Genomic DNA, 14,185 nt, shown 5'->3' with positions numbered 1-14,185 from the left:
CCCGTGCGGGCCACGAGCAAGGGTGCGGGAACTCAGAGGAGGGCGCGCAACCGGGCGATGAGCGCCTCGGGCCGTGCGAGATCCGCCCACGTCCAGCGCACGACGCGGAAGCCGAGCGCGCGCAATGCATCCTCGCGCCGCTTCTCCTGGAACACGGCGTCCCCTGCGTCCTGCCCGGGTCGGAGAAAGCGACCGTACTTCACGCGACCGTCGAACTCGCCGATCACATCGCCCCACAGGAAATCGACGCGCCACACCCCGATTCCCGCCTGAAGCACTGGTGGCGGGAGCCCGACGCGATGGAACAGCACGCGGCTGCGCGACTCACCGACACTCCCCGAGAGCGGGTCGAGGAATGCCGCGACCCGCCTCGCGCCCGCGATGCCGTGCCGACGACTGGCCACGGCGAGTTCGTCCACCAGGGAGTCGCCCTCGATTCCCGCAGCGTCGCCCATGACCACGGCCTGCTCGAAGGGGACGGTCCGCGCCACGTCCACCACGGTCCGAGCCGGCGACGTCACCGTGAACCCGTTCACCACGTGCACGGCGGAGCCCGGCAGCGGCGCGCAGTGCACCAACGTGTCGGCGCGCCGCCGTCCGCCGTTCCGCCGATCGCGCGTCACGTGCACCCTGGTCAGATCGACCGCCCACAGCGGCCACCCATGCATCAGCGCCGCCGTCTGGTGGCTCATGACCGCGCCACTCGACAGCGCGGGCATCACCGCCTCGAGCAGGACGCGGTGCTTCTCGAGGCGGTCCAACCCGTCGAGACGAGTCGCGTCCAGATACGCCCCGTGACCCAGCCGGGTGATGTCGCCCCTCGTGTAGAGCCGTCGCAGCTCGTTGTCGGTGTACCCGTCCTGGAGAGCGTTCTGCCGCAGCACCAGCCGTGATGCATCGAGATCCATCGGTCGAGCATGAGCGGGTCCCCGCCCCGGCGATACCCGCTCGGCCGGCATCCTGTGGACAGCGCGCGGTCCGTCCACAGGCCAGTTCACCCGTTCCCGCACCGATGCTTGCGCGACGCACGCGTGTTGCTCGGCGAGGTCGGGTGCGGGACGCGAGGAAGGGTGCGGGAACGCCGGATCCAGCCCCCGGGTACCACCGCGACACCGACTCGCTAGCCGAGTCCCCGCAGGATGCGGTCGGCGTGCCGGATCACCGGCGCGTCGACCATCCTGCCGTCGACGGTGAACACTCCGCGCTCGGTGGCGGCGGCAGCCACGACCCGACGGGCCCAGTCCACCTGATCGGCTGTGGGGGTGTAACACTCGCGGATCACGGCGGCCTGCGTCGGGTGCAGCGCCACCTTGGCGTCGAACCCCACCGCGACGGCGTCCTCCGACTCGGCGCGCAGTCCGTCGAGATCGGCGATGTCCAGATACACCGAGTCCAGAGCCTGGCGCCCGAAGGCCTTGGCCGCCAGCAGAGCGGTCGAGCGTGCGTGCACGGCCACGTCGCGATACGACCCGTCGCCGCGACGCGAGGACGCTCCGCCGAGCGCGGCCACCAGGTCCTCCGCGCCCCACATCATGCCCTCGCACCCGTCGGCTGCGCAGATCTCCGCAGCGTGCAGGATCCCGAGTGGGGTCTCGACGAGGGCGACCACCAATCGTGGGGCCAGTGCCGAGACGTCCTGCGCCGATTCACACTTGGGCACCATCACGCGGTGGTAGACCGTCTCGGACAGGGCTGCCAGATCAGCCTCGAAGTACGGCGTCGATCGCGCGTTGACGCGGATCACGGTGCGGTCCGGATCGAGTGGGGTGTCGACGACGGCCTGCCGCGCCGCTTCCTTGTCACCGGGGGCCACCGCGTCCTCGAGGTCCAGGATCACCACGTCTGCTGCCGCGGCGGCCTTCCGGTAGCGCTCGGGCCTGTCGGCCGGGCAGAACATCCAGACCGGGCCGAGCCCCGTCACGACGCGGGAGCCATCCGGACGAGGGTCTTCCGCACGGCGCGCGCGACGACGTCGCCGTGCTGGTTGCGGCCCGTGTGCTCGAACGTCACGACACCTTCTCCGGGTCTCGACGCCGACTCTCGCTTGTCCGCGATCACCGTCTCGCCGTAGAGGGTGTCACCGTGCAGCATCGGCTTCGGGAAGCTGATCTCCGAGAACCCGAGGTTCGCGACGATGGTGCCCTGCGTCAGCTGGGCGACGGAGAGCCCGACCAGCGTGGAGAGCGTCCACATCGAGTTCACGAGCCGCTCCCCGAACGCGGTGTCCACGCTGTACGCGGCGTCGAGATGCAGCGCCTGCGTGTTCATCGTGAGGGTGGTGAACAGGACGTTGTCCGCCTCGGTGACGGTGCGCCCGGGCCGGTGATCGTAGACGGTGCCTACCGTCATCTCGTCGAACCACAGGCCGCGCTGGACGATGCGCTCCGGTTCGGTCACAGCCCCACCTGGCGCGCGATGAGCATCAGCTGCACCTCCGTGGTGCCCTCACCGATCTCGAGGATCTTGCTGTCGCGGTAGTGCCGCGCGACCGTGTACTCGTTCATGAACCCGTAGCCGCCGTGCACCTGCGTGGCGTCGCGCGCGTTGTCCATCGCGGCCTCCGACGAGATCAGCTTGGCGATGGCCGCTTCCTTCTTGAAGGGCTTGCCCGCCGACATGAGCGCTGCAGCGTCGTAGTAGGCGGTCCGGGCGGCGTAGGCGCGCGCCTCCATGCGGGCGATCTTGAAGGCGATGGCCTGGTTCCGGCCGATGGCGGTACCGAACGCCTCGCGCTCCTTCGCGTACTTCACACTCTCGTCGACGCACCCCTGCGCCACACCGACGGCGAGCGCAGCGATGGCGATACGGCCCTCGTCGAGGATCTGCAGGAACCCGGCGTAACCACGGCCCTCGTCGCCGAGCAGATTCTCCAGCGGCACACGAACATCGGTGAACGACAGGGGGTGAGTGTCCGAGGCGTTCCACCCGACCTTGTCGTACGCGGGACCGGCCTCGAAGCCGGGGGTGTCCGTCGGCACGATGATCGAGGAGATCTGCTTGCGCCCGGAGGCATCGGTTCCGGTCACGGCGGTCACCGTCACCAGCTCGGTGATGTCGGTGCCGGAGTTCGTGATGAACTGCTTCGACCCGTTGATCACCCAGTGATCACCGTCGCGCACCGCGGTGGTGCGCGTACCGCCGGCGTCGCTGCCGGCACCGGGCTCGGTGAGGCCGAACGCGCCGAGCGCCCGGCCCGACGTCAGCTTGGGGAGCCACTCCTTCTTCTGCGCGTCCGTACCGAAGCGGTACACGGGCATCGCGCCCAGGGAGACACCGGCTTCGAGCGTGATCGCGACGCTCTGATCCACCTTGCCCAGCTCCTCGAGGGCGAGGCACAGCGCGAAGTAGTCGCCGCCCATGCCGCCGTACTCCTCGGGGAACGGCAGTCCGAACAGTCCCATGTCCGCCATGCCGCGGACCACCTCGTAGGGAAACGTGTGGTCGCGATCGTGCTGCGCGGCGACGGGCGCCACCACGGTGCGAGCGAAGTCGCGCACCGAGGCGATCAGCTGCTGGTGCTCGTCGGACAACAGGCTGTGTCCCGCGACGGTCGATGTGCTCATGCTGCATCCTCTTTCGGGTCCGTGGTCATGCGTGCGAGTACCTGGTTCACGGCGACCTGGTCGCCTCTCGCCACCGTCACCTCGACGATGCCGTCCGCGGGAGCAGTGAGGGCGTGCTCCATCTTCATGGCCTCCACGACCACGAGAACGGTTCCGGCCGTGACGGTGTCACCGTTCGCCACCTCGACGGCGATCACGGTGCCCGGCATGGGGCTGCGCACCGTGTCCTCGAGCTCCGCCTCGCCCCCGGCGGCGAGGTCGATCTCCGCGGCGGGGCGCAGATGCCACATACCACCGGAAGCCGCGAGCCAGAGCCCGTCCGCGTCCCGCGCAGCCGTGTACGTCGTCCGGCGACCGTCGATCGCGACCACGAGAGTCGCACCGTCGAGAGTCGCCGTCAGCGACCGAGCATCTCCGCCGTCGACGTTCACCGCCGCGTCGCCCGGCGACCCGGTCACCGCGACGGTGCGCCGCCGCCCGGCGTCCTCGACGAGGACTGTCGTCGGTACGCTCCGACCACCGAGACGCCACCCGTTCGGAACAGTCCACGCGCCGGCGTCCTGCGCGGGCCAGGCTGCGCACCAATCGAACACGGCTGCGGCGGCGATGACCTCGTCCGTCGCGACGGGCGCCGCGTAGTCGGGTGCGACCCGGTCCAGCAGGCCCGTGTCCAGACGGCCGGCGGCGACGTCGGGATCGGCCAGCAGGTACGAGAGAAAGTCGATGTTGGTGCCCACGCCGAGCACCGCCGTCTCGCCGAGCGCCCGCCGCAGGATGCGCAGTGCCTCGGCGCGGTCCCGACCGTGCGCGATGACCTTGGCCAGCATCGGGTCGTAATCGCTGCCCACCACCGTGTCCGGTGCGAGCGACGAGTCCACGCGGACACCGGTGCCCGCCGGTTCATGCAGTCCGATCACTCGGCCGCCGGTGGGCAGGAAGCCATGGCCCGGATCCTCCGCGTAGACACGCGCCTCGATCGCGTGACCGGTCAACGTCACATCCTCCTGCTGCAGCGGCAGCGTGTCGCCCGCTGCCATCCGTATCTGCAGCTCCACGAGATCGATGCCGGTGACTTCCTCGGTCACCGGATGCTCCACCTGCAGACGGGTGTTCATCTCCATGAAGAAGAAGTCGTCGGGCGCGTCGGCGGAGACGATGAACTCGACGGTGCCGGCGCCGACGTAGTCGACACTCCGAGCGGTCGCACACGCGGCCTCGCCGATCCGCGCCCGCGTCACCTCGTCGAGCAACGGCGACGGCGCCTCCTCGATCACCTTCTGGTGACGGCGCTGCAGCGAGCACTCGCGCTCACCGAGATGGATCACGTGGCCGTGGGCGTCCGCCACCACCTGCACCTCGATGTGCCGGGGACGCAACACGAATCGTTCGAGGAAGAGGGTGTCGTCGCCGAACGACGACGCCGCCTCTCGCCTGGCCCGCACCAGGGCCGCCGTCAGGTCCTCGGCTCGTTCGACCAGATGCATGCCCTTGCCGCCGCCACCGGCCGACGGCTTGATCAGCACGGGGTAGCCGATGTCGGCCGCGGCCGCGATCAGTTCGTCGTCCGTGAGTCCGGGTTCCGCGATGCCGGGCACCACCGGCACGTCGAACGCGGAGACCGCCTTCTTCGCCGTGATCTTGTCGCCCATGGTCTCGATCGCACGTGTCGGCGGGCCGATGAACGTGATGCCGTTCTTCTCGCACGCCGCCGCGAATGCCGCATTCTCCGAGAGGAACCCGTATCCGGGGTGGATCGCGTCGGCGCCGCTGGCGAGAGCCGCGTCGATCACCTTGTCGATGTTCAGGTAGCTCTCGCGTGCGGGCGCCGGACCCAGTCGTACCGCGGTGTCCGCGGAGCGCACGTGCAGCGCGTCGGCGTCCGCGTCGCTGTACACCGCGACGGAGCGAATTCCCATGGTGCGCAGTGTCCGGAACACCCGGACGGCGATCTCACCGCGATTCGCGACGAGCACCGTGTCGATCGTGGTCATCACACTCACATCCTGAAGACGCCGTAGGACACCGGCTCGAGCGGCGCGTTGGCGCACACCGACAGAGCAAGTGAGAGAACAGTTCTGGTGTCGGCCGGATCGATGATGCCGTCGTCCCACAGCCGCGCCGTCGAGTGGTACGGGTTGCCCTGCTCCTCGTACTGACGGCGGATGGGTTCCTTGAACCGCTCCTGCTCGTCCTCGGTCCACGGCTCGCCGGACGCCGACCGCTGATCGCTGCGCACGGTCGCGAGCACCGACGCCGCCTGCTCCCCGCCCATGACGGAGATGCGCGCGTTCGGCCACATCCACAGGAAGCGCGGCGAGTACGCCCGGCCGCACATCGAGTAGTTGCCCGCGCCGTAGGACCCGCCGATGACGACCGTCAGCTTCGGTACCCGGGCACACGCCACCGCGGTGACCATCTTCGCGCCGTGCTTGGCGATGCCGCCCGCCTCGTACTCCCGCCCGACCATGAAGCCGGTGATGTTCTGCAGGAACAGCAACGGGACGCTGCGCTTGTCGCACAGCTCGATGAAGTGGGCGCCCTTCACGGCGGACTCACCGAACAGCACACCGTTGTTCGCGACGATGCCCACCGGGTGACCGTCGATGTGCGCGAAACCGGTGACCAGCGTCGTGCCGTACTCGGCCTTGAACTCCTGGAACTGCCCACCGTCCACCAGGCGGGTGATCACCTCGTGCACGTCGTACGGGGTGCGCGGATCTGTCGGCACCACGTCGTACAGCTCCGACTGATCGCTCGCAGGCAGCGGTGTGCGCACCTCCCACGGCGACGGCGTGCGGGGGCCGAGGGTGGCCACGATCGCGCGGACCCGGCGGAGCGCGTCACGATCGTCGGTCGCGAGGTGATCCGTCACGCCCGAGATCTTGGAGTGGACGTCGCCGCCACCGAGGTCCTCGGCCGTGACCACCTCGCCGGTGGCCGCCTTCACCAGCGGCGGTCCGCCCAGGAAGATGGTGCCCTGGTTGCGGACGATGATCGCCTCGTCGCTCATCGCGGGCACGTACGCGCCACCGGCGGTGCAGGACCCCATCACCGCCGCGATCTGGGCGATGCCCTTCGCACTCATCGTCGCCTGGTTGAAGAAGATCCGGCCGAAGTGTTCCCGGTCGGGGAACACGTCGTCCTGCATCGGCAGGAACGCGCCACCCGAGTCGACGAGGTACACGCAGGGCAGCCGGTTCTGCAGGGCGATCTCCTGCGCGCGCAGATGCTTCTTGACGGTCATCGGGTAGTACGTGCCGCCCTTGACCGTGGCGTCGTTGGCCACGACCATCACCTCGCGCCCGGACACCCGGCCGATTCCGGCGATCACACCGGCGCCCGGGCACGCATCGTCGTACATGCCGTTCGCGGCCAGCGGGGCGATCTCGAGGAACGGGCTGCCGTCGTCGAGCAGCGTGTCGACACGGTCGCGCGGAAGCAGCTTGCCGCGGGAGACGTGCCGCTCACGGGAGGCGTCACTGCCGCCGCGGGCAGCGGCCGCCATGGCTCGGTGCAGCTCGTCGACCAGCGCGAGGTGGTCGTCCCGCCTGCTCGTGCGCTCGGTTCGAGCACCGTCCAGCATCGTCATCGCTCAGCCCGTCCGTCAGTTAACACTCACTAACCAGGACAGTAAACGATGATTAACTGAAAGTCCACGGCGGATGCGTGGATCGCCAGGCGCGCGTGCGGAGCCACCCGATCGCTCGGGAATCTGCGGATCCGCGGATTCTCGCTCGACATCGGAGGACGAGACTCAGCGCTGCTCGACGACCAGCTTTCGGAAGCGGCTGCCCTGGAACACGATGGGCGCGACGTCGGAGTGCACCTCGAGACCGTGCACGCGCAGCAGGACGATGGCGTGATCACCCGCCGGCAGCTCCTGCTCGATCGTGGTGTCGAGCCACGAGGACGCGCCGTCGATGAAGATGGCCCCGTCGGGCGTCGTCTCCAGCGTCAGACCAGCGAACCGGTCACCCGTCTTCGCCGCGAGGCTGCGCGCGGCCACGTCGTGGGCCTCGCCGAGAACGCTGATGCCGATGTGCGTCGCGTCGCGGAACTTGGGCCACGTGGACGACGTGTTCTGGATGCACACCGCGACCAGCGGCGGGTCGAGGGAGACCGACACGAAACTGCTCGCGGCCAGACCGACCGGCACGTCGCCGATGCGAGCCGCGATGGCGACGACCCCACTCGGGAAGGTGCCGTACGCCTGACGGAGGGTCGCCTGGTCGAGCTCGGAGGCTGCGGTCTGACTCATGGAACCCCACGGTAGGGCCGCGCGCCATCCGCCGCCACCATCGCGGGCCCGGCACTGGGCAAGGTCACAGCCCCTGGATTCGGATCACGCCGAGCCCAACGGCGGGCCTCACTCGCAGCGGACGATCGGCACCGGGTCGTAGCGCACCGTGCGCGTGTTCCGCGAGATCTCCGCACCCGTCGCCGCGTCGCGGATGATCCGGGTGTCGCTGGTGGTGAAGCCGGGCGCTCCGCTCGACGCGACACATTGGTCTCCGCGCGGCAGCCGGACGGTGTCCGGCGTGGTGGGTCGGCTGCGGGAGCCGGTGATCGACTCCACCTCGACGGTCTTGGTGCCCCACAACCGCACGGTGACGGAGGATCCGTCGGCGAACGACTCGACGACCACACCCGTCGACGCCGGGTTCCGGAACTGCAGATCGATCGCGCCCTCGAAGACCGTCGCCTCGCGGGCCTCGGGGTAGCGGCTGATGTAGTAGCTGTGTTCGGTGTGATCGACGTCGTCCATGCCGCCGAAGTAGCCGGCGTTGTACAGGGTGGTGGCGAACTGGCTGATGCCTCCGCCGACGGCGCGATCGGGTCGGCCGTTGTCGATGATGCCCGACTCGACGAACCCCTGCGCCGTCCCGCGGGGGCCGGTGTAGCCGTTGAGTGAGAACGTCTCCCCCGGCTTCACCACAGCGCCGTTCACGATGTCCGCCGTGAGACCGATGTTGACACCCGACGCGTACTCGAACCCGCCGGTCGTGTACTCGCTGATCACTTCCCGGATTCCGAGAGCGTTCGCCGCGTCCGTGGTCAGTGCCGCCGGACGCGGTCCGTACTGCGCGACGGTGGTGCGCGCGTCACCGGACGCCGCCAGCAGGTCCGGCAGGGTGGCCAGTGTCTCCGGCCAGCGCACCTCGGTGCCGTCGACGGACGGAACCACCACGGGTCGGCCCCCGGAGAAGTCGAAGCTCGCGTCGACGGGCCGGGTCTCGGTGGCCGCCAGCCCGGGCGCGAGGATGCCGATCGCGGCATTCGTGTCGTACACCGGCCGCAGACCGCCGTCGTCGTCCGGTTCGAAGCTCAGGACCTCGCCGACGCGATCGGGTGCGAGCGTCGTCGTCGCACCGTCCTCGCCGGTCACGACCACCGGCGCCGACACCGCGGGCGTCGCCACGTCCTGGATCGCCGCGTCGATCGCGGCAGCGTCGACCTCGACGTCCTCGACGACGACGGGGAGCTCCACCGGACCGCCCTCGGCCCAGTCGGTGCGGAACGCGGAGGCCGCACCCGGTACGTCGAGCGTGCGTCCGGGAACGGGTCCGACGGCGCGGGGCACGCCGGCCTCGATGACCACGTCGCCCTCCACCGCGGGGCGGTCGACCTGCGGGGACAACGATCCGACGGCGGCGGTGAGTGCCGCGTCGTCGACAGTGGACACGACACCGATCTCGCGGGTGCCGAAGAACGACGCGAGCCTGGTGAACGGGGAGAGAGGCTGGTCGCCGGCACGATCGAGGGTTGCTGCCCAGTCGATTCCGAGACCGGCCGCGGCCGGGGTGAGGGTGGCGGCGACATCGTCCGCGCGCACGTCCACCGGGGCGTCGGTGCGCGGACCCAGGGCGTCGCGGAGCCGGTTGTCCGCCTCCGCCACACTGCGGCCGCCGACCTCGACGCCCGCGACGGTCACGCCGCGGGGGATGTCACCGGTGGAGGTGAACCAGTCGGCGGCGTACAGGAGCGCGGCCACGGCGACGACGCCGCCGGCCGCGGACAGCGCGATCGTGCGCCGGCGGGTGGAGCGCGTGCCCTCGGGGGCGGTCCGGTGCTCGTGCTGCGCCGGTACGTCCTCGGTCACCCGGCTCCCTTCCGTCGTGCTGAACAGGCGCGTTCGCCCTCTGCTCGAGCCTACCCACTGGGGTCGGAGCCCGACTCCTCACGAAGACGGCTCCGCACCGCTGCCGGGTCGGGGGTCAGGCAGCGATGCGGAGCCATGAGGAGTATCGCCGGACGACCGCACTCGTTACAACTCGAATCAGACCGAACGTCCCGGATCTGTCAGGAGTCCCAATCGACCCGTTCCGCCATGGCCAGAAGTCGTGACCGCCGCGAAGGACTGCTTTCGCCGATCCAGGCGATCTGCCCGTACACCGAGGCGCGGAAGTCCGGTACACCTGCACGATTCTGGGCAGCGGCACCGGTACGAACACTGTTGTGGAGCAGCGCGCGGAGTGCGTCGTAGCGGTCGCGGGGCGCCGCGGCACTCTCGTTCACCACCAGCCCGGCCAGCGTCTGCCGACGGTGAGCACGCGCGACGTGAGTCTTGTCACCGTTCACCACGAAGCCCTCGTCGCGCACGATGCGGTCGAGCGCCCAGAGGAGCGTGCCCACATCGGTGTCCGACGGGCCCGACAGCGCCAGGTCGTCGGCGTAGCGGGTGTAGACGAGCCCACGGGCGCGGGCGAGACCCGCGACGCGACGGTCGAGTCCGCGGGCCACCAGATTGGCGAGCGCGGGCGAGGTCGGTGCCCCCTGCGGGAGGTGCGGGACGCGCAGCAGTGCCGCCTGAGTCCGGGGCAGACCGGCGACCTCGTCGACCGGCATCGCGGTGGTGCAGATGCCGGCGAGGACCGACGCCACCCGGTACGGGTACCCGCAGGCCTCGAAGACGGCGCGCACGCGCGGCCTCGTCACCGTCGGGAAGAAGTCCGCGAGATCGACCCGGACGACGACGTCCCGGCCCTCGTGCGGGCGCGCGAAGGTCACGGCACTCCGACCGGCCCGGAAACCGTGAGCGGCAGGATGCGGCACCACGTGATCGAGGACGCGGTGGAGCACGCGTCGCTGCATCTCGCGCAGTCTCGGCTTGGGAATCTCCAGGATGCGCGTCCCGCCGCGACTCTTGGCCACCTGATGAGCCCGGTAGTGGCGCAGCGGCGGAGCCGCCCGACGCAACCAGCCGCCGACGTCGGCGAACCAGTCGAGTTCGGAGTCGGTGACGTCCAGGGACGCGGCGAGCTCGGCGGTCGTCGCGAACGCGGGAACCCCGAAGCGCACCGCCGGAGTGGGACGGACGGGCGGCGCGGGGAGGACGAACGGATCACCGGGATACCCGATGACCTCGAGGAGTTCGGCGGCGACCTCCGTCGAATCGGGTGCATGGTTACGCCGCTCGAGGAGCCTGGTGATGAGGGTCTCGACGTCCGCGACGTGCTCGAACCGGGCCAGCACCTCACCGAGCTCGGTGCTGTTCCACGCGATGTCGACCAGGCGCGGTGCGATCATGCGCGCCGTGCGGTGATGCCAGAACGACTCGGACATCAGCGAGCTGTGGTCCGGGGACGTGCGGCGGGGCGAGGCGACCTGAGACTCTCGTCGTCGTCGCGCTCCAGCACGCGGAGCGTGCCGAGGTGCGTCGGACGCAGTGCCCGATTCCGTGAATGTTCCCGAGGGTTGCCCTCGAGGAGGGTCGCGCAGGACCCACTCTCGCCTCGCCACCGCTGCACCCCGCCACTGTGCCAGACGCAGACCGCTCGGTCCGGGAAACGGCAGAGGACCCGGCCACCCCTCGCAGCCGGGTCCTCGTGTTCGGTACGGGAGGCTCAGGCCTCCACGATGGCCGTGATGCCCTGGCCACCGGCGGCACAGATGGAGATGAGTCCGCGGCCGGAACCCTTCTGCGCCAACATCTTCGCGAGCGTGGCCACGACGCGTCCGCCGGTCGCCGCGAACGGGTGACCCGCGGCCAGCGAGGAGCCGTTCACGTTCAGCTTGCTGCGATCGATCGATCCCAGCGCACCGTCGAGACCCAGACGCTCCTTGCAGTACTCGTCGCTCTCGAAGGCCTGCAGCGTCGCGAGCACCACGGAGGCGAAGGCCTCGTGGATCTCGTAGTAGTCGAAGTCCTGCAGTGTCAGGCCGTTGCGCTCGAGCAGACGCGGGATGGCGTACGTCGGCGCCATGAGCAGGCCGTCCTTGTACGAGCCGTTGCCGTGGATGTAGTCCACGGCCGCGAACTCCGAGTCGACGAGGTGCGCGAGCACCGGCAGGTTGTGCTGCGCGGCCCACTCGTCGGTGGACAGCAGCACGGAGGACGCGCCGTCGGTGAGCGGCGTCGAGTTGCCGGCCGTCATCGTGGCGTCGCCCAGCGAGGTGCCGAACACGGGCTTCAGCTTGGCCAGCTTCTCGGCCGTGGAGTCCGGACGCAGGTTGTCGTCGCGGGTCAGACCGAGGTACGGGGTGACCAGGTCGTCGAAGAAGCCACTGTCGTAGGCCTTGGCCATGTTCTGGTGGCTGGCCGCGGCGAGGGCGTCCTGGTCCTCGCGGCGCACGCCGAACTCCTTGGCCGTGACGGCGGCGTGCTCTCCCATCGACATGCCGGTGCGGGGCTCGCCGTTCTTCGGGATCTCGATCCCCAGCATCGACGGGCGGACGCCCGCGAGCAGCTTGAGGCGGTCGGCGGTGCTCTTCGCCCGGTTGAGCGTGAGCAGGAACTCGCGCAGCTCGTTGTTGACGCTGATGGGCGCGTCGGACGTGGTGTCGACACCGCTGCCGATTCCCACGTCGATCCGGCCCGACGCGATGGCATCGCCGACGGCGATGACCGTCTGCATGCTCGTGCCGCAGGCCTGCTGCAGGTCGAACGCCGGGGTGTACGGGCTCAGCGCGCTGCCCAGGACGACCTCGCGGGTGAGGTTGAAGTCGCGGCTGTGCTTGAGCACCGCACCACCGGCCACGAGGCCGAGCCGCTCACCCTGCAGGTTGAAGCGGGAGACGAGACCGTCGACGGCCGCCGTCAACATGTCCTGGTTCGAGGCGTTGGCGTACACCTTGTTCGAGCGCGCGAACGGTATTCTGTTTCCACCGAGGATCGCGACGGGGCGCTTCTCTTTGCTGGTCATCGAACGATTCTCCCTGTGCGCAGATGGCGCGGCCACAGTCGGGGCCGCTTCGTCGTGGACTCTATTCTTACTCACGAGTAAGTTACTTGTCGATACCGTTCGACATACCCGACACGAAGGTAGGAACATGGCAGCCACCAAGGGAGCCCCTGACCTCTACTCGCAGTTCCTCTCCTCTGCTCCCGGCGCGTTTCTCGCCAAGCAGGCGGGACTGCCGAAGCCGGAGACTCTGCGTCGCTACCAGCCGGGTGAGCCTCCGCTCGCCGGCCCGGTCCTGATCGGCGGCAGCGGTCGCCTCGTCGAGCCGCTGCGCGTGCTGCTCTCGGACTACCCCGCCGCGAGCCCGCACGACGACAAGCTGGGCGGCCTCGTGTTCGACGCCACCGGCATCGAGAACATCGAGCAGCTCGAGCAGCTGTACCAGTTCTTCCAGCCCGCGGTCCGCAACCTCGGACCGTCGAGCCGCGTCGTCGTCCTCGGCACCACGCCCGAGGAGACCGGCGACATCGAGGAGCACATCGCTCAGCGCGCCCTCGAGGGCTTCACCCGCAGCGTCGGCAAGGAACTGCGCCGCGGCGGCACCGCGCAGCTGGTCTACGTCTCCCCCGACGCCGCGCCGGACCTGTCCGGCGTCGAGTCCACCCTGCGCTTCCTGCTCTCGGCCAAGTCCGCGTTCGTGTCCGGTCAGGTCATCGCCGTCGGCAAGGACGGGTCCACGGCTCCCGCCTCGTGGGACCGGCCGCTCGAGGGCAAGGTCGCTCTGGTCACCGGCGCCGCCCGTGGCATCGGCGCCACCATCGCCGAGGTTCTCTCACGCGACGGCGCGCACGTCATCTGCGCCGACATCCCCGCGGCCGGCGAGGCCCTCTCGCAGACAGCCAACAAGGTCGGCGGCACGTCGCTGGCACTCGACGTCACGGCTCCCGACGCCGCCGAGGTGCTCGAGAAGCACGTGAAGGAGCGCCACAGCGGCGGCCTCGACATCGTCGTCCACAACGCCGGCATCACGCGCGACAAGCTCCTCGCCAACATGGACGACGGCCGGTGGAACTCCGTCATCGGCGTCAACCTCGCAGCGCCGCACCGCCTCACCACCGCTCTGGTGAAGTCCGGCACGCTGAACGACGGCGGCCGCGTGATCGACGTGTCCTCCATCGCGGGCATCGCCGGCAACCGCGGCCAGACGAACTACGGCACGTCCAAGGCCGGCGTCATCGGCCTGGTGCACGCCGAGGCACCCGAACTGGCGAAGAAGGACATCACCATCAACGCGGTGGCGCCCGGCTTCATCGAGACGGCCATGACCGCGGCCATTCCGTTCGCCACTCGCGAGGCCGGCCGCCGGATGAGCTCGCTGCTGCAGGGCGGCCAGACCGTCGACGTCGCGGAGACCATCGCGTACTTCGCGAGCCCGGCCTCCAACGCTGTCACCGGTCAGGTCGTCCGCGTGTGCGGCCAGTCCCTGATCGGAGCGTGAGC

11 protein-coding genes are annotated in these 14,185 nt (G+C 69.8%); 1 reads left to right on the top strand and 10 read right to left on the bottom strand.

Annotated elements, in window-relative coordinates; genetic code table 11:
• Positions 1-32 precede the first annotated feature (32 nt).
• The 10 genes from QE397_RS21460 to QE397_RS21415 all read right to left on the bottom strand — a co-directional run bounded on the left by QE397_RS21460 (position 33) and on the right by QE397_RS21415 (position 12,706).
• Positions 33-908: a hypothetical protein gene (locus tag QE397_RS21460; RefSeq protein WP_307097229.1), complete on the bottom strand. Its 876-nt coding sequence runs from the start codon at positions 906-908 to the stop codon at positions 33-35.
• Positions 909-1,120: 212 nt separating this feature from the next.
• Positions 1,121-1,897 carry a CoA ester lyase gene (locus QE397_RS21455; protein WP_307097679.1) on the bottom strand — a complete coding sequence of 259 codons (777 nt, stop codon included), beginning with the start codon at positions 1,895-1,897 and terminating at the stop codon, positions 1,121-1,123.
• Between the two features lie 20 nt (positions 1,898-1,917).
• Positions 1,918-2,397, bottom strand: coding sequence for a MaoC family dehydratase (locus QE397_RS21450; RefSeq protein WP_373425269.1), 480 nt, complete (start codon positions 2,395-2,397; stop codon positions 1,918-1,920).
• Complete coding sequence (locus tag QE397_RS21445) at positions 2,394-3,563, bottom strand: acyl-CoA dehydrogenase family protein (RefSeq protein ID WP_027506197.1); 1,170 nt, start codon at positions 3,561-3,563, stop codon at positions 2,394-2,396. Before QE397_RS21445 ends, QE397_RS21450 begins: the two co-directional genes overlap by 4 nt.
• The gene (locus QE397_RS21440) at positions 3,560-5,554 is read right to left on the bottom strand and encodes an acetyl/propionyl/methylcrotonyl-CoA carboxylase subunit alpha (protein ID WP_307097226.1); all 1,995 of its coding nucleotides are present in this window, start codon (positions 5,552-5,554) and stop codon (positions 3,560-3,562) included. The genes QE397_RS21445 and QE397_RS21440 overlap by 4 nt, the downstream gene beginning before the upstream one ends.
• Before the next feature lie 5 nt (positions 5,555-5,559).
• The gene (locus tag QE397_RS21435) at positions 5,560-7,146 is read right to left on the bottom strand and encodes a carboxyl transferase domain-containing protein (protein ID WP_307097675.1); all 1,587 of its coding nucleotides are present in this window, start codon (positions 7,144-7,146) and stop codon (positions 5,560-5,562) included.
• A 171-nt stretch (positions 7,147-7,317) separates the two neighbouring features.
• A complete protein-coding gene (locus QE397_RS21430; protein ID WP_027506194.1) occupies positions 7,318-7,821 on the bottom strand; it encodes a flavin reductase family protein in 504 nt (167 codons plus the stop codon).
• Positions 7,822-7,929: 108 nt separating this feature from the next.
• Positions 7,930-9,663, bottom strand: coding sequence for a VanW family protein (locus QE397_RS21425; protein WP_307097224.1), 1,734 nt, complete (start codon positions 9,661-9,663; stop codon positions 7,930-7,932).
• Between the two features lie 200 nt (positions 9,664-9,863).
• Entirely contained in the window at positions 9,864-11,126 is a 1,263-nt protein-coding gene (locus tag QE397_RS21420; RefSeq protein WP_307097221.1) for a reverse transcriptase family protein, read from the bottom strand.
• 281 nt (positions 11,127-11,407) lie between these two features.
• Positions 11,408-12,706, bottom strand: coding sequence for an acetyl-CoA C-acetyltransferase (locus QE397_RS21415; protein WP_056441321.1), 1,299 nt, complete (start codon positions 12,704-12,706; stop codon positions 11,408-11,410).
• Between the two features lie 127 nt (positions 12,707-12,833).
• On the opposite strand from QE397_RS21415, the gene QE397_RS21410 reads away from it, so the two are divergent.
• On the top strand, positions 12,834-14,183 hold the full coding sequence (locus tag QE397_RS21410) for a 3-oxoacyl-ACP reductase (protein WP_056441320.1): 1,350 nt from the start codon (positions 12,834-12,836) through the stop codon (positions 14,181-14,183).
• Positions 14,184-14,185: the final 2 nt, after the last annotated feature.

Origin of the sequence: Rhodococcus sp. SORGH_AS_0301, from assembly GCF_030818285.1 — a bacterium.
Classification (GTDB): domain Bacteria; phylum Actinomycetota; class Actinomycetes; order Mycobacteriales; family Mycobacteriaceae; genus Rhodococcoides.
The sequence above is the reverse complement of the archived record's forward strand: the minus strand, read 5'-3'. Positions and strand labels throughout refer to the sequence as shown.

Bases quoted from the DNA above. Each gene is read 5' to 3' on its own strand.
- QE397_RS21410 (WP_056441320.1), top strand. From the start codon at position 12,834: ATGGCAGCCACCAAGGGAGCCCCTGACCTCTACTCGCAGTTCCTCTCC.
- QE397_RS21445 (WP_027506197.1), bottom strand. From the start codon at position 3,563: ATGAGCACATCGACCGTCGCGGGACACAGCCTGTTGTCCGACGAGCAC.
- QE397_RS21440 (WP_307097226.1), bottom strand. From the start codon at position 5,554: ATGACCACGATCGACACGGTGCTCGTCGCGAATCGCGGTGAGATCGCC.
- QE397_RS21455 (WP_307097679.1), bottom strand. From the start codon at position 1,897: ATGTTCTGCCCGGCCGACAGGCCCGAGCGCTACCGGAAGGCCGCCGCG.
- QE397_RS21460 (WP_307097229.1), bottom strand. From the start codon at position 908: ATGGATCTCGATGCATCACGGCTGGTGCTGCGGCAGAACGCTCTCCAG.
- QE397_RS21415 (WP_056441321.1), bottom strand. From the start codon at position 12,706: ATGACCAGCAAAGAGAAGCGCCCCGTCGCGATCCTCGGTGGAAACAGA.
- QE397_RS21430 (WP_027506194.1), bottom strand. From the start codon at position 7,821: ATGAGTCAGACCGCAGCCTCCGAGCTCGACCAGGCGACCCTCCGTCAG.
- QE397_RS21435 (WP_307097675.1), bottom strand. From the start codon at position 7,146: ATGCTGGACGGTGCTCGAACCGAGCGCACGAGCAGGCGGGACGACCAC.
- QE397_RS21420 (WP_307097221.1), bottom strand. From the start codon at position 11,126: ATGTCCGAGTCGTTCTGGCATCACCGCACGGCGCGCATGATCGCACCG.